This window comes from Pseudomonas sp. P4_C1, from assembly GCF_056402155.1.
The window spans coordinates 74,976-96,885 of record NZ_JBFUHY010000006.1; the positions used below are offsets into that span (position 1 = coordinate 74,976).

Annotated in this window: 19 protein-coding genes and 1 pseudogene; 9 read left to right on the forward strand and 11 right to left on the reverse strand. The window is 60.2% G+C overall.

All coding sequences use genetic code 11. The annotated features are described in order from the left end of the window. The first annotated feature begins 1 nt into the window (after position 1). Entirely contained in the window at positions 2-2,419 is a 2,418-nt protein-coding gene (gene gyrB / locus AC1DU9_RS06490; RefSeq protein WP_095943029.1) for a DNA topoisomerase (ATP-hydrolyzing) subunit B, read from the forward strand. Positions 2,420-2,480: 61 nt separating this feature from the next. Here gyrB and AC1DU9_RS06495 read toward each other — a convergent pair whose 3' ends face one another. After that, the gene (locus AC1DU9_RS06495; RefSeq protein ID WP_223459106.1) at positions 2,481-3,197 is read right to left on the reverse strand and encodes a response regulator transcription factor; all 717 of its coding nucleotides are present in this window, start codon (positions 3,195-3,197) and stop codon (positions 2,481-2,483) included. Positions 3,198-3,366: 169 nt separating this feature from the next. Between AC1DU9_RS06495 and AC1DU9_RS06500 the strand changes: the two genes are divergently transcribed. Continuing rightward, positions 3,367-4,902 (forward strand): sensor histidine kinase, encoded by a 1,536-nt coding sequence (locus tag AC1DU9_RS06500; protein ID WP_477809907.1) that lies wholly within the window; start codon positions 3,367-3,369, stop codon positions 4,900-4,902. A gap of 216 nt (positions 4,903-5,118) precedes the next feature. Here AC1DU9_RS06500 and AC1DU9_RS06505 read toward each other — a convergent pair whose 3' ends face one another. The 4 genes from AC1DU9_RS06505 to glyQ all read right to left on the reverse strand — a co-directional run bounded on the left by AC1DU9_RS06505 (position 5,119) and on the right by glyQ (position 9,543). After that, complete coding sequence (locus AC1DU9_RS06505) at positions 5,119-5,898, reverse strand: lysophospholipid acyltransferase family protein (protein WP_477809908.1); 780 nt, start codon at positions 5,896-5,898, stop codon at positions 5,119-5,121. 90 nt (positions 5,899-5,988) lie between these two features. Further along, positions 5,989-6,534 carry a D-glycero-beta-D-manno-heptose 1,7-bisphosphate 7-phosphatase gene (gene gmhB, locus AC1DU9_RS06510; RefSeq protein ID WP_223459112.1) on the reverse strand — a complete coding sequence of 182 codons (546 nt, stop codon included), beginning with the start codon at positions 6,532-6,534 and terminating at the stop codon, positions 5,989-5,991. 4 nt (positions 6,535-6,538) lie between these two features. Next, a complete protein-coding gene (gene glyS, locus AC1DU9_RS06515; protein ID WP_477809909.1) occupies positions 6,539-8,593 on the reverse strand; it encodes a glycine--tRNA ligase subunit beta in 2,055 nt (684 codons plus the stop codon). Then, complete coding sequence (gene glyQ / locus AC1DU9_RS06520; RefSeq protein WP_003187265.1) at positions 8,590-9,543, reverse strand: glycine--tRNA ligase subunit alpha; 954 nt, start codon at positions 9,541-9,543, stop codon at positions 8,590-8,592. Before glyQ ends, glyS begins: the two co-directional genes overlap by 4 nt. Positions 9,544-9,624: 81 nt before the next feature. On the opposite strand from glyQ, the gene tag reads away from it, so the two are divergent. Together tag and AC1DU9_RS06530 are read left to right on the forward strand one after the other, a co-directional pair. Next, complete coding sequence (gene tag, locus AC1DU9_RS06525) at positions 9,625-10,182, forward strand: DNA-3-methyladenine glycosylase I (RefSeq protein WP_204932641.1); 558 nt, start codon at positions 9,625-9,627, stop codon at positions 10,180-10,182. A 40-nt stretch (positions 10,183-10,222) separates the two neighbouring features. Continuing rightward, the gene (locus AC1DU9_RS06530; protein ID WP_223459116.1) at positions 10,223-11,110 is read left to right on the forward strand and encodes a lysophospholipid acyltransferase; all 888 of its coding nucleotides are present in this window, start codon (positions 10,223-10,225) and stop codon (positions 11,108-11,110) included. A 59-nt stretch (positions 11,111-11,169) separates the two neighbouring features. Here the strand turns inward: AC1DU9_RS06530 and AC1DU9_RS06535 are convergent, their stop codons facing one another. The 5 genes from AC1DU9_RS06535 to def form a co-directional block, all read right to left on the reverse strand. Further along, a complete protein-coding gene (locus AC1DU9_RS06535; RefSeq protein ID WP_223459118.1) occupies positions 11,170-11,493 on the reverse strand; it encodes a tetratricopeptide repeat protein in 324 nt (107 codons plus the stop codon). Between the two features lie 177 nt (positions 11,494-11,670). Then, a complete protein-coding gene (trkA, locus tag AC1DU9_RS06540; protein ID WP_223459120.1) occupies positions 11,671-13,047 on the reverse strand; it encodes a Trk system potassium transporter TrkA in 1,377 nt (458 codons plus the stop codon). Positions 13,048-13,069: 22 nt separating this feature from the next. Next, entirely contained in the window at positions 13,070-14,380 is a 1,311-nt protein-coding gene (rsmB, locus tag AC1DU9_RS06545; RefSeq protein ID WP_223459122.1) for a 16S rRNA (cytosine(967)-C(5))-methyltransferase RsmB, read from the reverse strand. Further along, positions 14,377-15,336, reverse strand: coding sequence for a methionyl-tRNA formyltransferase (gene fmt, locus AC1DU9_RS06550; protein WP_477809910.1), 960 nt, complete (start codon positions 15,334-15,336; stop codon positions 14,377-14,379). The genes rsmB and fmt overlap by 4 nt, the downstream gene beginning before the upstream one ends. Before the next feature lie 69 nt (positions 15,337-15,405). Next, a complete protein-coding gene (gene def, locus AC1DU9_RS06555; protein WP_108218782.1) occupies positions 15,406-15,912 on the reverse strand; it encodes a peptide deformylase in 507 nt (168 codons plus the stop codon). Between the two features lie 265 nt (positions 15,913-16,177). Between def and AC1DU9_RS06560 the strand changes: the two are divergent. The 3 genes and pseudogenes from AC1DU9_RS06560 to tsaC form a co-directional block, all read left to right on the forward strand. Next, positions 16,178-16,924, forward strand: a pseudogene (locus AC1DU9_RS06560) (peptidoglycan-binding protein); the annotation flags it as partial. A gap of 81 nt (positions 16,925-17,005) precedes the next feature. Then, positions 17,006-18,112, forward strand: a complete 1,107-nt coding sequence (dprA, locus tag AC1DU9_RS06565; protein WP_223459129.1) for a DNA-processing protein DprA — start codon at positions 17,006-17,008, stop codon at positions 18,110-18,112. Positions 18,113-18,166: 54 nt separating this feature from the next. Next, a complete protein-coding gene (gene tsaC / locus AC1DU9_RS06570; protein ID WP_057397341.1) occupies positions 18,167-18,724 on the forward strand; it encodes an L-threonylcarbamoyladenylate synthase type 1 TsaC in 558 nt (185 codons plus the stop codon). 132 nt (positions 18,725-18,856) lie between these two features. Here the strand turns inward: tsaC and AC1DU9_RS06575 are convergent, their stop codons facing one another. Then, entirely contained in the window at positions 18,857-19,834 is a 978-nt protein-coding gene (locus tag AC1DU9_RS06575; protein WP_223459131.1) for an NADPH:quinone reductase, read from the reverse strand. 163 nt (positions 19,835-19,997) lie between these two features. Here AC1DU9_RS06575 and hemF point away from each other — a divergent pair, with 163 nt between their 5' ends. Further along, positions 19,998-20,912, forward strand: coding sequence for an oxygen-dependent coproporphyrinogen oxidase (hemF, locus tag AC1DU9_RS06580; RefSeq protein WP_223459133.1), 915 nt, complete (start codon positions 19,998-20,000; stop codon positions 20,910-20,912). A 13-nt stretch (positions 20,913-20,925) separates the two neighbouring features. Beyond that, complete coding sequence (aroE, locus tag AC1DU9_RS06585; protein ID WP_223459135.1) at positions 20,926-21,747, forward strand: shikimate dehydrogenase; 822 nt, start codon at positions 20,926-20,928, stop codon at positions 21,745-21,747. Positions 21,748-21,910 lie beyond the last annotated feature (163 nt).

Genomic DNA, 21,910 nt, shown 5'->3' on the forward strand with positions numbered 1-21,910 from the left:
ATTGAGCGAAGAAAATACGTACGACTCAACGAGCATTAAAGTGCTGAAAGGCCTGGATGCCGTACGCAAACGTCCCGGTATGTACATTGGTGACACCGACGATGGCAGCGGTCTGCACCACATGGTGTTCGAAGTGGTCGATAACTCGATCGACGAAGCTCTCGCCGGCCACTGCGACGACATCAGCATCATCATCCACCCGGATGAGTCCATCACCGTTCGTGACAACGGTCGTGGCATCCCGGTAGACGTGCACAAAGAAGAAGGCGTTTCGGCAGCCGAGGTCATCATGACCGTGCTGCACGCCGGCGGTAAGTTCGACGACAACTCCTACAAAGTATCCGGTGGTCTGCACGGTGTAGGTGTGTCGGTGGTGAACGCACTGTCCAAAGAACTGGTCCTGACCGTTCGCCGTAGCGGCAAAATCTGGGAACAGACTTACGTACACGGTGTTCCGCAAGAACCGATGAAAATCGTTGGTGAGAGCGAAACCACGGGCACCCAGATTCACTTCAAGCCATCGGCTGAAACCTTCAAGAATATCCACTTCAGCTGGGACATCCTGGCCAAGCGGATTCGTGAACTGTCCTTCCTAAACTCCGGTGTCGGCATCGTCCTCAAGGACGAGCGCAGCGGCAAGGAAGAGCTGTTCAAGTACGAAGGCGGCCTGCGTGCGTTCGTTGAATACCTGAACACCAACAAGACTGCGGTCAACCAGGTGTTCCACTTCAACATTCAGCGTGAAGACGGCATCGGCGTGGAAATCGCCCTGCAGTGGAACGACAGTTTCAACGAGAACCTGTTGTGCTTCACCAACAACATCCCACAGCGCGACGGCGGTACTCACCTGGTGGGTTTCCGTTCCGCACTGACGCGTAACCTCAACACCTACATCGAAGCAGAAGGCCTGGCGAAGAAGCATAAAGTCGCCACCACCGGTGACGATGCCCGTGAAGGCCTGACCGCGATCATTTCGGTAAAAGTGCCGGATCCGAAGTTCAGCTCCCAGACCAAAGACAAGCTGGTGTCTTCCGAAGTGAAGACCGCGGTCGAACAGGAAATGGGCAAGTACTTCTCCGACTTCCTGCTGGAAAACCCGAACGAAGCCAAACTGGTCGTCGGCAAGATGATCGACGCGGCTCGTGCCCGTGAAGCGGCGCGTAAAGCCCGTGAGATGACCCGCCGCAAAGGCGCGCTGGACATCGCCGGCCTGCCAGGCAAACTGGCCGACTGCCAGGAAAAGGACCCTGCCCTGTCCGAACTGTACCTCGTGGAAGGTGACTCCGCGGGTGGCTCTGCCAAGCAAGGACGTAACCGTCGGACCCAAGCCATCCTGCCGCTGAAGGGCAAGATCCTGAACGTCGAGAAGGCGCGCTTCGACAAGATGATCTCTTCGCAAGAAGTGGGCACCTTGATCACCGCGCTGGGCTGTGGCATCGGCCGCGACGAGTACAACATCGACAAGCTGCGCTACCACAACATCATCATCATGACCGATGCTGACGTCGACGGTTCGCACATCCGTACATTGCTGCTGACCTTCTTCTTCCGTCAATTGCCGGAGCTGATCGAGCGTGGCTACATCTACATCGCCCAGCCGCCGCTGTACAAAGTGAAGAAAGGCAAGCAAGAGCAATACATCAAAGACGACGACGCCATGGAAGAGTACATGACGCAGTCGGCGCTTGAAGATGCGAGCCTGCACCTGAACGAAGAAGCACCGGGTATCTCCGGTGAAGCCCTCGAGCGTCTGGTGACTGACTTCCGTCTGGTGATGAAGACCCTCAAGCGTCTGTCGCGCCTGTACCCACAGGAGCTGACCGAGCACTTCATCTACCTGCCAGCGGTGAGCATGGAGCAACTGTCCGATCACGCAGCGATGCAAGATTGGCTGGCTCAGTACGAAGTTCGCCTGCGCACCGTCGAGAAGTCCGGCCTGGTTTACAAAGCCAGCCTGCGTGAAGACCGTGAACGTAACGTTTGGCTGCCAGAGGTCGAACTGATCTCCCACGGCCTGTCGAACTACGTCACCTTCAACCGCGACTTTTTCGGCAGCAACGATTACAAGACTGTCGTTTCGCTAGGCGCTCAACTGAGCACCCTGCTGGACGACGGCGCGTACATCCAGCGTGGCGAGCGCAAGAAGCCGGTGACCGAGTTCAAGGAAGCCCTTGAATGGCTTATGGCTGAAAGCACCAAGCGTCACACCATCCAGCGATACAAAGGTCTGGGCGAAATGAACCCGGATCAGCTGTGGGAAACCACCATGGACCCAAGCCAGCGCCGGATGCTCAAAGTGACCATCGAAGACGCCATTGGCGCGGACCAGATCTTCAACACCCTGATGGGTGATGCGGTCGAACCTCGTCGTGACTTCATCGAAAGCAACGCCCTGGCGGTGTCCAACCTGGACTTCTGATCCCGGTCGATGCCAATGAAAAGGCCAACGCATTGCGTTGGCCTTTTTTATTGCCTGCGTTTCACTCGCGCGCCCCCACCACACTCTCCAACCGATACCCATACCCGTAAATCGTCAGCAACTGCCAACCGCGGTCCGCCGTCAGGCCAAGCTTGTTGCGCAGGCGATAGATGTGCGTATCCAGCGGCCGGGACGACGACATTTCTTCATGGGGCCAGAGTCGTTCGTACAGGTAATCCCGCGACAGCGGTCGGCCGAGGTTGCTGAACAGGCAATGCGCCAGGCGGTACTCGCGTTCGGTCATGACGATCGGTTTGCCGTCGCGAGTGACGGTCAGTTCGGCGTCGTCGAAAACGAGGCCATTGAAGCTCAACACTTCAGCAGTTGCGCGCTGCTGGGCATGGCGGCGCAGTACCGCGCCAACACGGGCTTTCAGTTCATTGGGGCGGAAAGGTTTGCTGACGTAGTCGTCGGCGCCAGCATTCAGGGCCTGAACGATATCGCTTTCGCCGTCGCGACTGGTGAGCATGATTGCCGCCGGCGGTGCTTCCATGTGTTCGCGGGTCCATAGCAGCAATGACAAACCCGTGAGGTCTGGCAGTTGCCAGTCGAGGATCAGCAGGTCGAAGGTCTCCCGACGCAATTGTCGCAACAGGTCTTCGGCCCGTTCGAAGCTGTGCAGCGACCACGGCTGCTTTCCGGCTTCGGCCATTTGTTGCAGGGTTTGTTCGACCCGGCGCAGTTCGGCGGGCTCATCGTCCAGAATCGCAACACGCATACAGGTGATTCCTTGTCGCTTGGGCAGCTCTTCATCGACCATAGCGGCTCAATCGATACAGTGAAAGCAAGCGCCCCGCCGTTGGTCGCGGCGTCCGCTATGATTCTTTGAGTCGAATCCTCAGGCGTAGGAATCATGAAACCGTTTACCCCGCCCTGCCCTGTTGGCCATGTTTGACCAACGTAGCCGTGAAAGCCGAGAGCCCAGCCAGGTACAGCGATTGTTTCGGCAATTGGTGCGCGAGTGGTTGTGGATAAGTCTTGTGCTGTTACCGCTGACGACGTTGCTGTCCTATCGCGTGCAAATCAACCTGGGTGATGCATCCCCGGGCTTGAGCGCAGGGCTTTCCCTTGGTCTGGTGACGTGCGTGCTCGGGTTGCTGCTGTGGCGCCCGCGCCTGGCGCTCTGGTTGACGCTCACGGGGATGGCTTGTGCGTTGCTGACCAGCGCCGGCCTTGCGGAGTTCAAGCGCTGGTGGTGGTCACCGACGCCTGCGGTGCTGGGGATGCTGTTTGGTTATCTGATCTGGAACTGGCGGCGCCTCAGTGTGGTGCTGACCTATTTCGGTTGGGAATTGGCGCGGTTGGACAGCGAGCCGAAAGTGTTTCCGGAGCGCCGTCGTGCCCAGTATCCCGGTGGCGACCGTTTGCAGAAGCAGATCATGGCGCTGGAACAAGCCATGAGCCTGACCCGCGATACCCACCGATTTATCGCCGATGGCCTGGAGTACTTGCCGGTGGCCACGTTGATCAGCGATCCCCAGGGGCAGATTCTGCTCGGCAACCGCAAGGCCCGCGACCTGTTTGGTGGCGATCTGGTCGGCGATGATGTGCTCGGGCGACTTAAACAGCTGGGTTATCCGGATATGAACCGTGGGCCGGGCTCATCTTTATCGACACTGCCGTTGCTGGAGTTTCGCGACCTAAAGGAACGCAGCCTGCGTCTGGAGCGTGCCGAGCTGTTACCAGTAGACGGGGAAACCCCTGTCGGCTGGTTGTGGAACCTGACTGACCTGAGTGTCGAACGTGATGCAGAAGAGCAACGCGCGGTCCTGTTGCGTTTTCTGTCCCACGACCTGCGGGCACCCCACTCGGCCATCCTCGCGCTGCTCGATGTGCATCGTCATCAGGTGGGCGGTGACCTGCAACTCTTCGATCAAATCGAAAGGCAGGTACGCCGGGCCCTGGAACTGACTGACGGCTTCGTTCAACTGGCGAGGGCCGAGTCCGAGGCTTATCAGTTTCAGCCGAGCCTGTTTGCGATGCTGGTACTGGATGTATTCGATCAGGCGCTGCCCATCGCGCAGCTGAAACAGATCGAACTGGTTCATCAAGTGGAAGAAGAGGCACAGGAAAGTCTGGTTCTGGCGGATCAGGCACTGCTGACCCGGGCGTTGTTCAATCTGCTGGAAAATGCCATCAAGTACAGTGTTTCAGGTACTCGTATCCATTTGCGCGTCAGTCAACGCGACGGCTGGCTGATCTGTGAGCTCATCGATCAGGGCAAAGGCATCACCGCAGAGGAGTTACCCGAACTGTTCAGCCAATACCGGCGCTTTTCTTCCGCCCAGGGTATCGATGGCGTGGGGCTGGGATTGTCGATGGTCAAAGCCGTTGTGGATCGGCACGGCGGGCGAATCAAGTGTCAGAGCGAGGTGGGTCGGGGCACGACATTCAGGCTGCAATTTCCGCTATTTACAGAATGAAAGCGAGCGACCCAGGTCGCCCTGTCATGTCGCCAGTCTGCGATTGTTCCGGGCATAAAAAAACCGGCTATATCAGCCGGTTTTTTTACGTCCGAAAAAAACTTATGCACGTTTTTATGATTTTTATCTCTCTGAGAAATATGTAAAAAAATCATAAACTTACGTACAAATAACGACGGTTTTCAGTGGAACGGTACACAGGTTATCCACAGAATCTCAGACAGCCACCTGATCGTTTGAAACCGGCGCTTGCGGAGCCGGTGGCAGCGAGCCCATTTCCCGTTGCATCTGCTCATTCCACGCCTGAACCCGGTCGTTCAATTCGGCAATGGCTCGTGGCCCGTTGCCTTCGGCATACATCGGTGCACCAATGATCACAGTGATGACGCCCTGCTTCTTCGCCCAACCGGTTTTCGGCCAGAACTTGCCTGCGTTGTGCGCAATCGGCAGCACCGGCAATTCGGCGTTGACCGCCAATGCGCTGCCACCGCGCGAGAACTTTCCGACGGTGCCGAAAGGAACGCGCGTGCCTTCGGGGAAGATCAGCACCCAGACATTGTCCTTGAGCAGTTCATCGCCCTTCTTCGCAACATGCTTGAGTGCGGCTTTCGGGTTGTCGCGATCGATGGCGATCGGTCGCAGCATGGCCATGGCCCAACCGAAGAACGGCACATAGAGCAGTTCACGTTTGAGCACCTGGCTCAGCGGTGAAAAGTAAGCAGAGAGAAAGAACGTCTCCCACGTGCTCTGGTGGTTCGACTGAATGACGCAAGGCCGTTCAGGTACGTTCTCGGCACCCTTCACTTCGAAGCGAATGCCCAGAAACACTTTGCTCAGCCATAAGGCGCAGCGGCACCAGTACACGTTGATAAAGCGGTAACGTGCCTTGAAGGGCAGAAACGGCGCGATAAAAAAGCTCAGGCTGCACCACAGCAAAGAGCTGGTGCCCAGCAGCAGGTAAAAGAGGAAGGTTCTGATGGCCTGCAATATCGACATGGTGACGTTTACCGTTGCGGGAAATACCCGCCTATGTAAAGCGCACTTCCCTATCATCCTATGCCAGGAATTTCAGAAGCGCACACTTAGTTAAGTGCATTTGTGCACAAGTTCTGCGGCAATCGCCGCCAGATCGTCAAAAATCAGCGTGCCAACCGGAAGGGTTTTACCCAAAGTCTTTTCGCCTTTCCCGGTCTTTACCAAAACTGGCTGTGAATCGACGGCTTTGGCGGCTTCCAGGTCACCAAGGCTGTCGCCGACGAACCAGAGATTGGTCAGCGACACGTTGTAATGAGCGGCGATGGTTTTCAACATCCCGGGTTTCGGCTTGCGGCAATCGCAGCCTTCGTCCGGCCCGTGGGGGCAGTAGACGATCAGGCCGACTTCACCGCCCTGCTCTGCCACCAGCGCGCGCAAGCGCTCGTGCATGGCATCCAGGGTGGCGAGGTCGTAATAGCCGCGAGCAATGCCCGACTGGTTGGTGGCGACCGCTACCGTCCAGCCGGCCTTGCTTAACTGCGCGATGGCTTCGATCGAACCGGGGAGCGGAATCCACTCCTCCACCGACTTGATGTAAGCGTCGGAGTCGTAATTGATCACTCCGTCCCGATCGAGAATCAGCAGTTTCAACAGCAATCCCTCAACCCAGCAGCGAAATATCGGCAACCCCGAGGAACAACCCACGCAGGCGCGCCAGCAACGCATAACGGTTGGCGCGGACTTTTGCGTCCTCCGCGTTGACCATCACGGCTTCGAAGAACGCATCCACCGGCTCGCGCAGTGCAGCCAGGCGTGCCAGGGATTCGCTGTACTGACGCGAGGCGGCCATCGGCTGTACAGCCTGGTCAGCCTGCTGGATCGCCGAGTACAGGGAGAACTCGTTGGCGTTGTCGAAGTACTTGGCTTCCACGACTGTCGGAACGGAGCCTTCGACCTTGCTCAGCAAGTTCGACACGCGCTTGTTCACCGCGGCCAATGCTGCGGCTTCCGGCAGTTTGCGGAAGGCCTGCACCGCTTGAACGCGCTGGTCGAAGTCCAGGGCCGAACCCGGCTTCAGGGCACGAACCGACAGATAGGTCGCAACATCGACGCCTTCGTCTTCGTAACGGGCACGCAGACGGTCGAAGATGAACTCCAGGACCGAATCGTTCAAGCCGGCAGCTTTGACCTTGGCACCGAATGCCGTCACGGCGAAAGCCACGGCGTCGTTCAGGTCCAGGTCCAGCTTCTTCTCGATCAGGATACGCAGCACACCCAGCGCTGCGCGGCGCAGTGCGTACGGGTCTTTGCTGCCGGTCGGCAGCATGCCGATACCGAAAATACCCACGAGGGTGTCGAGCTTGTCGGCGATGGCTACGGCCGCACCGGTCAGGGTGGACGGCAGTTCAGCGCCAGCACCGCGTGGCATGTACTGCTCGTTCAGGGCCAGGGCGACATCTTCCGGCTCGCCATCGTTGAGGGCGTAGTAGTAACCGGCGACACCTTGCATCTCCGGGAACTCGCCGACCATTTCGGTCGACAGGTCGCACTTCGACAGCAGGCCTGCACGAGCAGCCCACGACGCGTTGCCGCCAATGCGCGCCGCGATGTAGGCGGCCAGTTTGGAAACGCGCTCGGCCTTGTCGTAGACGCTGCCGAGTTTTTCCTGGAACACCACGTTCTGCAGGCGCAGGTTGAAGTCTTCGAGTTTCTGCTTCTTGTCTTGCTTGAAGAAGAACTCGGCGTCGGTCAGGCGTGGGCGAACCACTTTCTCGTTACCGGCGATGATCTGCTGCGGGTCTTTGCTTTCGATGTTGGCCACGGTAATGAAACGTGGCAGCAACTTGCCGTCGGCATCCAGCAGGCAGAAGTACTTCTGGTTGTCCTGCATGGTGGTGATCAGGGCTTCCTGTGGCACGTCGAGGAAGCGTTCCTCGAACGAGCACACCAGCGGCACCGGCCATTCGACCAGCGCGGTCACTTCATCGAGCAGCGCTGGCGGAACGATTGCCGTGCCTTCCTGACGGGTGGCCAGCTCTTCGGTGCGCTTGCTGATGATCTCGCGACGCTCGTTGGCGTCAGCCAGCACGTAGGCGGCACGCAGGTCGGCCAGGTAGCTGGATGGCGAACCGATGCGCACGCTTTCCGGGTGATGGAAGCGGTGACCACGGGAATCGCGGCCGGCCTTCTGGGCGAGGATGGTGCAATCGATGACCTGGTCACCGAGCAGCATCACCAGCCATTGGGTCGGACGAACGAATTCTTCCTTGCGCGCGCCCCAACGCATGCGTTTCGGGATCGGCAGGTCGTTCAGGGAATCTTCGACGATGGTCGGCAGCAGGCTCGCGGTCGCCTTGCCGGCGATGCTCTGGCTGTAGCGCAGTTTCGGGCCGCTCTGATCGATTTCGCTCAGTTCGACGCCGCACTTCTTGGCGAAGCCCAGGGCCGCCTGGGTCGGGTTGCCTTCGGCATCGAATGCGGCCTGGCGTGGCGGGCCGTCGAGGTTGATGCTGCGATCCGGCTGCTGGGTGGCCAGCGAGGTGATCAGCACGGCCAGGCGGCGCGGGGCGGCATAAACAGTTTTGCTTTCGTAGTTCAGGCCGGCGGCTTGCAGGCCCTTGTCGATACCGGCGAGGAACGCCTCGGCCAGGGTGTTCAGGGCTTTGGGTGGCAGTTCTTCAGTGCCCAGTTCAACCAGAAAATCCAGAGCACTCATTGTGCAGCCTCCAGCTTGGCCAGTACTTCATCACGCAGGTCCGGGGTCGCCATCGGGAAGCCCAGCTTGGCGCGAGCCAACAGGTAGGCTTGCGCAACGGAACGCGCCAGGGTGCGTACACGCAGGATGTATTGCTGACGCGCAGTCACGGAAATTGCCCGGCGCGCATCCAGCAGGTTGAAGGTGTGGGAAGCCTTCAACACCATTTCGTAGCTCGGCAACGGCAGCGGCTGGTCGAGTTCGATCAGGCGCTTGGCTTCGCTTTCGTAGAAATCGAACAGTTCGAACAGCTTGTCGACGTTGGCGTGTTCGAAGTTGTAGGTCGACTGTTCCACTTCGTTCTGGTGGAACACGTCGCCGTAGGTCACCTTGCCGAACGGGCCGTCAGCCCAGACCAGGTCGTAGACCGAGTCCACGCCTTGCAGGTACATGGCCAAACGCTCGAGACCGTAGGTGATCTCGCCGGTCACCGGGTAGCACTCGATGCCGCCCGCTTGCTGGAAGTAGGTGAACTGGGTGACTTCCATGCCGTTGAGCCAGACTTCCCAGCCCAGACCCCAGGCGCCGAGGGTCGGCGATTCCCAGTTGTCTTCGACGAAGCGGATGTCGTGGACCAGCGGGTCCAGGCCGACGTGCTTGAGGGAGCCCAGGTACAGTTCCTGGAAATTGTCCGGGTTCGGCTTCAGGACGACCTGGAACTGGTAGTAGTGCTGCAGACGGTTCGGGTTTTCGCCGTAGCGGCCGTCAGTCGGACGACGGCTTGGCTGCACGTAGGCGGCGTTCCAGGTTTCCGGGCCAATGGCGCGCAGGAATGTTGCAGTGTGGAAAGTGCCGGCGCCTACTTCCATATCGTAGGGCTGAAGTACCACACAACCTTGCTCGGCCCAGTATTGCTGGAGGGCGAGGATCAAGTCTTGGAAGGTACGCACGGCTGGCGTAGGCTGGCTCACGAAATTCACCTGTTTCTTGGGCTGCGATTTAAAGAGCGGGAGTATACCCGATTCGTTGCTGCGCACGCCCCCTGGAGCCTTATGCCACGCTGCTTTTGGTGTTCCGAAGATCCGTTGTACATGGCTTATCACGATCAGGAGTGGGGCACGCCGCTACGCGATGCGCAGGGATTGTTCGAGTTGCTTTTGCTCGAAGGGTTCCAGGCCGGGCTTTCCTGGATCACGGTGCTGCGCAAACGCGAGCATTATCGCCAGGTGATGTTCGGCTTCGACGTCCAGCGCGTAGCGCAGATGAGCGATGCCGAAATCGACGAATTGATGCTCGATCCGGGCATCATCCGCAACCGCCTCAAACTCAACGCGGCCCGGCGCAATGCCCAGGCCTGGCTGGCGCTGGAGGACCCGGTGGAGTTTCTCTGGTCGTTTGTCGGTGGCACGCCCGTGATCAATCATTTCAAGGATCGCAGCGAAGTCCCGGCCGTTACGCCGACCGCCGTGGAAATGAGCAAAGGCCTGAAAAAAGCCGGTTTCACGTTCGTCGGGCCGACCATTTGTTACGCGCTGATGCAGGCCTCGGGCATGGTCATGGATCACACCCGCGATTGCGACCGCTACGCGCAGTTGGCGAACGGCGGTTAGAATGGCCGCCTCGCGCACAGCACAAGATCAGGAGTGACCTGTGGATAAGTTGAAAGGCGCCTTGCTGGTAGGCGCTCTGCGGCTGTTTGCCCTGCTTCCGTGGAGGGCCGTGCAGACCGTGGGCTCGGCGATTGGCTGGGTCATGTGGAAAACCCCGAACCGTTCCCGCGACGTGGTACGGATCAACCTGTCCAAATGCTTTCCGGACATGGACCCTGCCGAGCGTGAGCGCCTGGTGGGCCAGAGCCTGAAGGACATTGGCAAGTCCCTGACCGAAAGCGCCTGTGCCTGGATCTGGCCCGCCCAGCGTTCCATCGACCTGGTGCGCGAGGTCGAAGGCCTCGACGTGTTGAAAGACGCCCTCGCGTCCGGCAAAGGCGTGGTCGGCATCACCAGTCACCTGGGCAACTGGGAAGTGCTCAACCACTTCTATTGCAGCCAGTGCAAACCGATCATTTTCTACCGTCCACCCAAATTGAAGGCGGTGGATGAATTGCTGCAAAAGCAGCGGGTGCAGTTGGGTAACAAGGTCGCAGCTTCCACCAAGGAAGGCATCCTCAGCGTCATCAAGGAAGTGCGCAAAGGTGGCGCAGTGGGCATTCCCGCTGACCCGGAACCGGCTGAATCCGCCGGGATCTTCGTGCCGTTCTTCGCCACTCAGGCGCTGACCAGCAAGTTCGTGCCGAACATGCTCGCCGGCGGCAAGGCGGTCGGCGTGTTCCTGCATGCACTGCGCCTGCCGGACGGTTCAGGTTACAAGGTAATACTGGAAGCCGCGCCGGAGGCCATGTACAGCACCGATACCGAAACCTCCTGCGCGGCCATGAGCCAGGTGGTCGAGCGCTATGTGCGGGCTTATCCGAGCCAGTACATGTGGAGCATGAAGCGCTTCAAGAAGCGTCCACCGGGTGAAGCTCGCTGGTATTGATGCAAAAAATCAAAAGATCGTCCGAACGCGGCCCGAGCCTTCGGACGATCTTTTGATCTTTATTGGCCTGCGTGCGCCTGACGCTCGAGCTTCTTCAGGAACACTGTCATTTCCTTCTCGGCCTGTTTGTCACCATGGCCGCGGGCAGCTTCCAGGCCTTGCTCCCAGGCTTGTCGCGCGGCCGCAAAGTCCGCCAGCGCCAGGTGGGCCTTGCCCAGTAGTTTCCACGCCGCCGAATACTTCGGGTCGAATTCGACGCAGCGTTGAAAATGCTCCACTGCCTTGGCGTTCTCCCCCAGATCCAGATAGCCCTTGCCCAAGCCGAAGCGTAGCAAAGCGTTATCCACACCCTTGGCGAGCATTTTTTCCAGGGATTCGATCATTGGTGGATTCCTTTTTGAGGTGTGTCAGGAAGATATCCGGGATCTGGAAGTCCGCTATCGCGAGCAAGCTCGCTCCCACAGTTGATCTTCAGAAACACAAATGGTGTGTACGACCGAGAACCCTGTGGGAGCGAGCTTGCTCGCGATGAGGCCAGCCTGATCACCGAAAAATCCGGATCAGAAGAAGCTCAACCCCACATGGAACAACTTCTCCACATCGCGAATATGCTTTTTATCCACAAGGAACAAAATCACATGGTCGCCCGTTTCGATCACGGTGTCGTCATGGGCAATGATCACTTCTTCGTCGCGGATGATCGCACCGATGGTGGTGCCCGGCGGCAGGCCGATGTTCTCGATGGCCTTGCCGATCACCTTGCTTGATTTCGCATCACCATGGGCAATCGCCTCGATGGCCTCCGCCGCGCCTCGGCGCAGTGAGTGCACGCTGACGATGTCGCCCCGGCGCACGTGGGCCAGCAAGGTGCCGATGGTGGCGAGTTGAGGGCTGATGGCGATGTCGATGTCACCGCCCTGGATCAGATCGACATAAGCCGGGTTGTTGATGATGGACATCACCTTCTTCGCACCCAAGCGCTTGGCCAGAAGCGACGACATGATGTTGGCTTCGTCGTCGTTGGTCAGGGCGAGGAACAGATCCGCGTCGGCGATGTTCTCCTCCATCAGCAGGTCGCGGTCCGAGGCGCTGCCCTGTAACACCACGGTGCTGTCGAGGTGGTCCGAGAGATGACGGCAACGGGCCGGGTTCATCTCGATGATTTTCACCTGATAACGGCTTTCGATGGCCTCGGCCAAACGCTCGCCGATTTGCCCGCCACCGGCGATGACGATGCGTTTATAGGTTTCATCGAGACGACGCATTTCGCTCATGACCGCGCGAATGTTCGCTTTGGCGGCGATGAAAAACACTTCGTCGTCGGCCTCGATCACCGTGTCGCCCTGGGGCAGGATCGGCCGGTCACGACGGAAAATCGCCGCGACACGGGTTTCAACGTTCGGCATGTGCTCGCGCAACTGCCGCAGTTGCTGACCCACCAGTGGCCCGCCGTAGTACGCCCGCACCGCCACCAGTTGCGCCTTGCCTTCGGCGAAGTCGATCACCTGCAAGGCGCCGGGGTGCTGGATCAGGCGCTTGATGTAGTTGGTAACCACTTGTTCCGGGCTGATCAGCACGTCCACCGGAATCGCTTCATTCTGGAACAATTGCTCTTCGCGGGTCAGGTACGCGGCTTCGCGAACCCGGGCGATTTTGGTCGGGGTGTGGAACAGGGTGTGGGCGACCTGGCAGGCGACCATGTTGGTTTCATCACTGTTGGTCACCGCGACCAGCATGTCGGCATCATCCGCTCCGGCTTGACGCAACACAGTCGGGAATGAGCCACGACCTTGTACCGTGCGGATGTCCAGGCGGTCGCCGAGATCGCGCAGGCGTTCGCCATCGGTATCGACCACGGTGATGTCGTTGGCTTCGCTGGCCAGGTGTTCCGCCAGTGAACCGCCCACCTGCCCTGCTCCGAGGATGATGATTTTCATCCAGTCACTCCATTGAATCCGTTTAACCGCGAGCGGCGGCGATCTTGATCAGCTTGGCGTAGTAGAAACCGTCGTGGCCGCCTTCCTGGGCCAGCAACTGGCGACCATGGGGCTGCTTGATGCCGGCTGCCGTGGCGAGGTCAAGCTCACGAGCACCCGGCGTGCGGGCGAGGAAGGCTGCGATGACTTCGGTGTTTTCGGTCGGCAGCGTGGAACAGGTGGCGTACAGCAGAATGCCGCCCACTTCCAACGTGTTCCACATGGCGTCGAGCAATTCGCCTTGCAGCACCGCCAACGCGGCGATGTCGTCGGGTTGGCGGGTCAGCTTGATGTCCGGGTGACGACGAATTACGCCAGTAGCCGAGCATGGCGCATCCAGCAGGATGCGCTGGAACGGCTTGCCGTCCCACCACGCCTGAGTGTCGCGGCCGTCGGCGGCAATCAGTTCGGCGCTCAGCTTCAGACGTTCGAGGTTTTCCCGCACCCGCACCAGGCGCTTGGCTTCCAGGTCTACCGCCACGACGCCGGCCAGTTTGGGCTCGGCTTCGAGGATGTGGCAGGTCTTGCCGCCCGGAGCACAGCAGGCGTCGAGCACCCGTTGGCCGGGGGCCAAGTCCAACAGATCAGCGGCCAGTTGCGCGGCTTCGTCCTGCACGCTGATCCAGCCATCGGCGAAACCCGGCAGGCCGCGCACGTCGGTGGCGGCTTCGAGCACGATGCCGTCGCGGCTATAGACACACGGCGTGGCGGCGATACCGGCATCTGTCAGCAAACCGAGGTAGGTATCGCGACTGTGATGGCGACGGTTGACCCGCAGGATCATCGGCGGATGCGCGTTGTTGGCGGCGCAGATGGCTTCCCATTGCTCCGGCCAGAACGCCTTCAGGGATTTCTGCAGCCAGCGAGGGTGAGCGGTGCGCACCACCGGGTCACGCTCCAGCTCGGCGAAAATCGTTTCGCTTTCGCGCTGAGCATTACGCAACACAGCGTTGAGCAGAGCCTTGGCCCAAGGCTTTTTCAACTTGTCGGCGCAACCGACCGTCTCGCCAATCGCGGCATGGGCCGGGACACGGGTATAGAGCAACTGATAGAGACCGACCAGCAACAGCGCCTCGACATCGGCATCGGCGGCCTTGAACGGTTTCTGCAGCAGCTTGTCCGCCAGCGCCGACAAGCGTGGCTGCCAGCGCGCGGTGCCGAACGCCAGGTCCTGAGTGAAGCCGCGATCACGGTCCTCCACCTTGTCCATCTGCGTTGGCAGCGAACTGTTGAGCGAGGCTTTTCCGCTCAGGACAGCGGCGAGTGCCTTGGCGGCGGCCAGACGCGGATTCATTGAGCGTCCGCCGCTTGACCGAGGATCGTGCCGGTGGCGAATTTCTCGCGGCGGCTGTTGAACAGGTCGCTGAAGTTAAGCGCCTTGCCGCCGGGCAACTGCAAGCGGGTCAGGCACAGGGCCTGTTCGCCGCAGGCGACGATCAGGCCGTCCTTGCTGGCGCCGAGGATTTCACCTGGGGCGCCTTTGCCTTCGGCCAGGTTCGCGGCCAGCACTTTCAGGGCTTCGCCATTCAAGGTGCTGTGGGTGATCGGCCATGGGTTGAAGGCGCGGACCAGACGTTCCAGCTCAACCGCCGGGCGGGTCCAGTCGATGCGCGCTTCGTCTTTGTTCAATTTGTGCGCGTAGGTCGCCAGGCTGTCGTCCTGCACTTCGCCCTCCAAGGTTCCGGCGACGAGGCCGGCAATCGCCTGGACCACGGCCGGAGGGCCCATTTCGGCCAGCCGATCGTGCAGGCTGCCGCCGGTGTCTTCGGCGCTGATCGGGGTGGTGACCTTGAGCAGCATCGGCCCGGTATCGAGGCCAGCCTCCATGCGCATCACCGTCACGCCACTTTGCGCATCGCCCGCCTCCACGGCGCGCTGGATCGGTGCAGCGCCACGCCAGCGCGGCAGTAGCGAGGCGTGGCTGTTGATGCAACCCAGACGCGGAATATCCAGCACCACTTGCGGCAGGATCAGGCCGTAGGCGACCACCACCATCAAGTCTGGCTTCAACGCGGCCAGTTCCGCTTGCGCGTCTCCATTGCGCAAGGTGGGCGGCTGCAACACCGGGATGTTGTTCTCCAGAGCAAGCTGCTTGACCGGGCTCGGCATCAGTTTTTGCCCGCGACCGGCCGGACGATCCGGTTGGGTGTAGACCGCGACGATCTCGTAAGGGCTGTCGAGCAGGGCCTTGAGGTGTTCGGCGGCGAATTCCGGGGTGCCGGCAAAGACAATGCGCAGTGGCTCAGTCATGGGTGTTCTCTATTGCAAAGCATCTTGAAAAGAAAAAGGCTTGCCGCAGCAAGCCTTTGAAGATGGGCATCAGGCGTTCTGGCGATGGAGCTTTTCCAGTTTCTTCTTGATGCGGTCGCGTTTGAGCGTGGACAGGTAATCAACGAACAATTTGCCGTTGAGGTGGTCGCATTCGTGCTGGATGCACACCGCGAGCAAATCTTCGGCGATCAGTTCGTAAGGCTGGCCGTCGCGGTCCAGCGCCTTGACCTTGACCCGTTGCGGGCGATCGACGTTTTCGTAGAAGCCCGGCACCGACAGGCAGCCTTCCTGATACTGGCCCATCTCGTCGGTCAGCGGTTCAAACTCGGGGTTGATGAACACTCGCGGTTCGGTGCGGTCTTCGGAGAGGTCCATCACGACGATACGTTTGTGCACGTTGACCTGGGTAGCGGCAAGGCCGATGCCAGGCGCTTCATACATTGTTTCAAACATGTCGTCGACCAACTGACGCACTTCGGCGTCCACTACGGCCACTGGCTTGGCGATAGTGCGCAGGCGCGGATCAGGGAATTCGAGGATGTTCAAAATGGCCATAAGCTTGATGATTGCACGTGTGAAGTAAGGTCGGGTCGATGGCCTGGCGGGTCCGAAGAAATGCAGGCTACCGTTGTAAAACGTAGCTCCCTTCTGTTGACAAGCAAGTTTTGACAAGCAAGCCGGGAGCGAGCCGTTGAGGGCTCTGGCGTTTCACGCGAACGTACATAATAAAGGGATTCACCGCATGAGGAAATCACTACTCACCCTGCTGCTCCTGGTCTCGGCAGGTTGGGCGCATGGGCAAGTGCAACTTCGGGAAGACATTCCCACCATTAAGCTCTCGCCTCAGGTGCGCAGTAGCCCGGTGACCGAGGCTATCCCCAGCATTGCGCTGAAATCGATCAACAGCTTTCTGCTGAGCAACCGCATCGTCGACAAGGCCGAGGACTTCGACAAGGCGCCCTACATCGTCGCCGGCGATGCCGAGCGCGTACTCAGCGGCGCGGGTGACCGCATCTTTGCCCGCGGCCATTTCGATCCGGCGCAACCGGCGTACGGCATCTTCCGCCAGGGCAAGGTCTACACCGATCCGCAGAGCAAGGAAATTCTGGGGATCAACGCCGACGACATCGGCGGCGGCGAGGTCGTGGCCATCGAAGGTGACGTCGCCACTCTGGCATTGCAACGCACGACCCAAGAGGTCCGCATCGGCGATCGCTTGTTCAGCGGTGAAGAGCACGCGATCAACTCGACCTTCACGCCCAACGCACCGAGCCACGAAATCAACGGTTTGATCATCGATGTGCCGCGTGGGGTCACGCAGATCGGCGAGTTGGACGTGGTTACGCTGAACAAGGGGCAGCGCGACGGTCTGGCCGAAGGCAATCTGCTTGCGGTGATGAAGACCGGCGAAACCGTGCGCGACCGGATCACTGGTCAGCCGTTGAAAATTCCTGATGAGCGCGCCGGTCTGCTGATGGTTTTCCGTACCTACGAAAAACTCAGTTATGGGCTGGTGCTTAGCGCTTCGCGCTCGCTGTCGGTGATGGACAAGGTGCGAAATCCGTAAGCGTGCTTCACAAGTTACCAACAGAGTTATCCACAGCTTATTCCCGTTTGTACGGGTGCTTATTACGATCAAGGATGATCCATGTCGCTGTCTACTGTTACACCGGTTTCCCCCGCGGAACTGGAAGCTCGATTACGTCTGCATCGTTTGCCGGAACTCGGTCCTGCGCGTTTCAAGAAATTGCTCGAAGCCTTCGGCTCGGCATCCAAAGCCCTCAGTGCGCCGGCCAGTGCCTGGCGTTCGCTGGGTTTGCCACTGGCCTGTTCCGAGGCCAGACGAAGCACTGAGATTCGTGACGGCGCCAGCCACGCATTGGCCTGGTTAGACCGCCCGGCCCAGCATTTACTGATGTGGGACCAGCCTGACTACCCGGCACTGCTGGCACAAATCAGCGATGCACCACCGCTGTTATTTGTCGCGGGCAATCCGGGCATTCTGGAAAAACCCCAACTGGCGATGGTCGGCAGCCGGCGCGCGTCCCGGCCGGGGATGGACACCGCTGCGGCGTTTTCCCGCAGCCTGGCCGGTGCCGGTTTTGTCATTACCAGCGGCCTCGCCCTGGGCATTGACGCCGCCGCGCACCAAGCCGCGCTCGATGTCGGCGGGCAAACGGTCGGTGTGCTCGGTACGGGGCTCGAGAAGTTTTATCCACAGCGAAATAGACGCCTGGCGGACGCCATGATCGCTTCGGGCAGCGCAGTGCTTTCGGAGTTCCCGCTGGATGCAGGCCCCAGCGCCGGCAACTTCCCTCGACGCAACCGGATCATCAGTGGTTTGTCTCTCGGGGTGCTGGTGGTCGAAGCCAGTGTCGCCAGCGGTTCGCTGATCACCGCGAGGCTGGCGGCGGAACAGGGGCGCGAAGTGTTTGCGATGCCCGGGTCGATCCATCACCCCGGCGCCCGCGGCTGTCATCAGTTGATCCGGGACGGTGCGGTGCTGGTGGAAACCATCGAACATATCCTCGAAGCCTTGCGCGGATGGCAGCGACTGCCGTTGTCCACAGAAACCTGCACCCCTGCAACGACTCACCCACTGCTGAAGCTGCTGCATGCCGCGCCTCTCACCAGCGAAGCGCTGGCCGACGCAAGCGGCTGGGCCTTGCCAAAAGTGCTGGCTGCGTTGACGGAACTGGAAATGGATGGCTGCGCCGTGTGCGAAAGCGGACGCTGGTTTGCGCGGGTGAGCTAGGTTTTATAAACAAGATCGGTAAACTGCGCAGAGCCTTATTCTGGAGTGTTTTTCATGGTCAACAGTTGGCGTGTGCAACAAGCCGCGCAAGCAATTCGCGCCGGGGCGGTGATTGCCTACCCAACCGAAGCAGTCTGGGGCCTGGGGTGCGACCCGTGGGACGAGGAAGCGGTGGAGCGTCTGCTGCTGATCAAGGGCCGGTCTGTGGATAAGGGGCTGATTCTGGTCGCCGACAACATCCGTCAGTTCGATTTCCTCTTCGAAGACTTTCCCGAGTTGTGGATGGACCGCATGGCCAGCACCTGGCCAGGTCCGAACACCTGGCTGGTGCCGCACCAGAACCTGCTGCCGGAGTGGATTACCGGGGTGCATGAGACGGTAGCGCTACGCGTCAGCGATCACCCGCTGGTACGGGATTTGTGCGCACTGGTCGGGCCGCTGGTGTCGACGTCGGCCAACCCGCAGGGGCGCCCGGCGGCACGTACGCGGATTCGCGTCGAGCAGTATTTCCGTGGCCAGGTGGATCTGGTGCTAGGCGGAAATCTGGGGGGGCGCAAGAACCCGAGCGTGATTCGCGATCTGGCGACCGGCAAGGTTGTGCGCCCGGACTGATACCGAGGCGACCCCAATCGCGGGCAAGCCCGCTCCCACAGTGTCTTCTGATGTTCACAAAATTTGTGGTCACCGCTGATCCTTGTGGGAGCGGGCTTGCCCGCGATGAGGCCCAGGCAGGCACTGAAAATGTTAAGGCAGCAGAACAACCGAACCGGTCGTACGCCGCGCCGACAACTCGGTCTGCGCCTTCGCCGCATCAGCCAGCGGATAACGCTGGCTGATGTCCACCGTCAACTTGCCGCTGGTGATCATCTCGAACAGTTCGTCGGCCATGCGCTGCAGGTTTTCGGCGTTGTTCGCATAAGTGCCGAGGGTTGGCCGGGTCACGTACAGCGAGCCTTTGCCCGCCAGGATCCCCAGGTTCACGCCGTCGACCGCACCAGATGCATTGCCGAAGCTCACCACCAACCCACGCGGCGCGGCGCAGTCGAGTGAAGTCAGCCAGGTGTCCTTGCCGACGCCGTCGTACACCACCGGGACTTTTTTGCCGTCAGTCAATTCCAGCACGCGTTGGGCGACGTTTTCATGGCTGTAGTCGATGGTCGCCCAGGCTCCGTTGGCCTTGGCCAGTGCAGCTTTCTCTGCCGAGCTGACCGTGCCGATCAGCTTCACGCCCAAGGCCCTGGCCCATTGGCAAGCCAGGGAACCGACACCACCGGCCGCGGCGTGGAACAGGATGGTTTCGCCACCCTTGAGTTCATAAGTCTGACGCAGCAGATACTGCACGGTCAGGCCCTTGAGCATCACCCCGGCGGCCTGTTCGAAGCTGATGGCGTCCGGCAGCTTTACCAGATTGGCCTCGGGCAACACGTGAACATCACTGTAGGCGCCCAGAGGGCCGCTGCCGTAGGCCACACGATCGCCGATCTTGAAGCGGGTCACGTCGCTGCCCACCGCCTCGACCACGCCCGCACCTTCCGAGCCGACACCCGATGGCAGGGACGGCGGCGGGTAAAGACCGCTGCGATAATAGGTGTCGATAAAGTTCAGGCCGATGGCCTTGTTGGTCACGCGCACTTCCCTGGAGCCTGGCTCGGCGGGTTGGTAATCCACATACTCGAGTACTTCGGGGCCGCCATGGGCGCGGAACTGGATACGCTTTGCCATCTGAACTCTCCATAGGTCGTTTTACCAAGCTCCCTATCGGACTCCTAAGCTTGATCTTCGTCAACTGCGGAGGGGTAACGTGCGATGTTATGCTACGGGCCCATTTGCGCAGACTGAGCTCCAATGGAGCGCCGCGTAGTTTTGCCCGATTCAAGGTGATGACATGACGACCCGCACCGAGGCCGTAAAAGCCTACCTGCTCGACCTGCAAGAGCGCATTTGCGCCGCCCTGGAAGCCGAAGACGGCGGCACGCAATTCGTCGAAGACGCCTGGACCCGGCCTGCCGGCGGTGGCGGTCGCACCCGTGTGTTTGAAAACGGTGCGGTGATTGAAAAGGGTGGCGTGAACTTTTCCCACGTCTTCGGTAGCGGTCTCCCACCCTCCGCCAGCGCTCATCGACCGGAGCTGGCGGGCCGTGGCTTTGAAGCCCTGGGCGTGTCGCTGGTGATTCACCCGCACAATCCGCACGTGCCGACTTCCCACGCCAACGTGCGCTTTTTCATCGCTGAAAAAGAAGGTGAAGAACCGGTGTGGTGGTTTGGCGGCGGCTTCGACCTGACCCCGTATTACGGCAACGAAGAAGACTGCATCCACTGGCATCGCGTCGCCAAGCAGGCCTGTGCGCCGTTCGGCCCGGACGTTTACCCGCGTTACAAGGCCTGGTGCGACAGCTATTTCCACATCAAGCATCGCCACGAGCCGCGCGGCATCGGCGGGCTGTTTTTCGACGACCTGAACGAGTGGGACTTCGACACCAGCTTCGCCTTCATGCGCGCCATCGGCGATGCGTACATCGACGCCTATCTGCCGATTGTGCAGCGCCGCAAGAACGATGCGTTCACAGCCAAGCAGCGCGAGTTCCAGGAATTCCGCCGTGGCCGCTACGTTGAATTCAACCTGGTCTATGACCGTGGCACGTTGTTCGGCCTGCAATCGGGTGGGCGGACCGAGTCGATTCTGATGTCGCTGCCACCACAAGTACGCTGGGGTTACGACTGGAAGGCCGAGCCTGGCAGCGAAGAAGCGCGCCTGACCGAGTATTTCCTGCAAGACCGCGATTGGTTGGCCGACGCCTGAACGAGGAAACCTGATGGACCGTTATGTCGTATTCGGAAACCCGATTGGCCACAGCAAGTCGCCGTTGATCCATCGCCTGTTCGCCGAGCAGACCGCGCAAAAGCTGGACTACAACACGCTGCTGGCGCCACTCGACGACTTTCCCACCTGTGCCCGGACGTTTTTCCTCGAAGGACGCGGCGCCAATGTGACGGTGCCGTTCAAAGAAGAGGCCTATCGATTGGCCAACAGCCTGACGGCACGGGCGCAGCGCGCCGGTGCGGTCAATACCTTGAGCAAACTGGCCGACGGCAGTCTTCTGGGCGACAACACCGACGGCGCCGGGCTGGTGCGGGACCTGACGGTCAACGCCGGATTCAGCCTCAAGGGCAAACGCATCCTGTTGCTCGGTGCTGGTGGTGCGGTGCGAGGTGCTTTGGAGCCGTTGCTGGCCGAGCAACCGGCATCGGTGATCATCGCCAACCGCACGGTGGAAAAGGCCGAGCTTTTGGCGGAACTGTTCTGTGATCTGGGACCGGTCTCGGCCAGTGGCTACGACTGGTTGCAGGAGTCGGTGGACCTGATCATCAACGCGACCTCCGCGAGCCTGACAGGCGATGTGCCGCCAATTGCGCCCAGCCTGATCGAACCGGGCAAAACGGTATGCTACGACATGATGTACGGCAAGGAACCGACCTCGTTCTGCCGCTGGGCCAGTGAACACGGGGCTGCGGTGGCGATGGATGGCTTGGGGATGCTGGCCGAACAAGCGGCGGAAGCGTTTTTCCTGTGGCGCGGCGTGCGCCCGGATACGGCGCCGGTACTGGCTGAATTACGGCGGCAATTGGCCCTTTGAAAGCTTGGCGAGCAAGCCTGCTCCCACACTGGATTTGTGAACGACACAGATCAAATGTGGGAGCGAGTTTGCTCGCGATAGCGGTATATCTGGCACATCAATGCTGGATGTACTGCCGTCATCGCGAGCAAGCCTGCTCCCACAGGGTTCAGAGTCAAGTCGG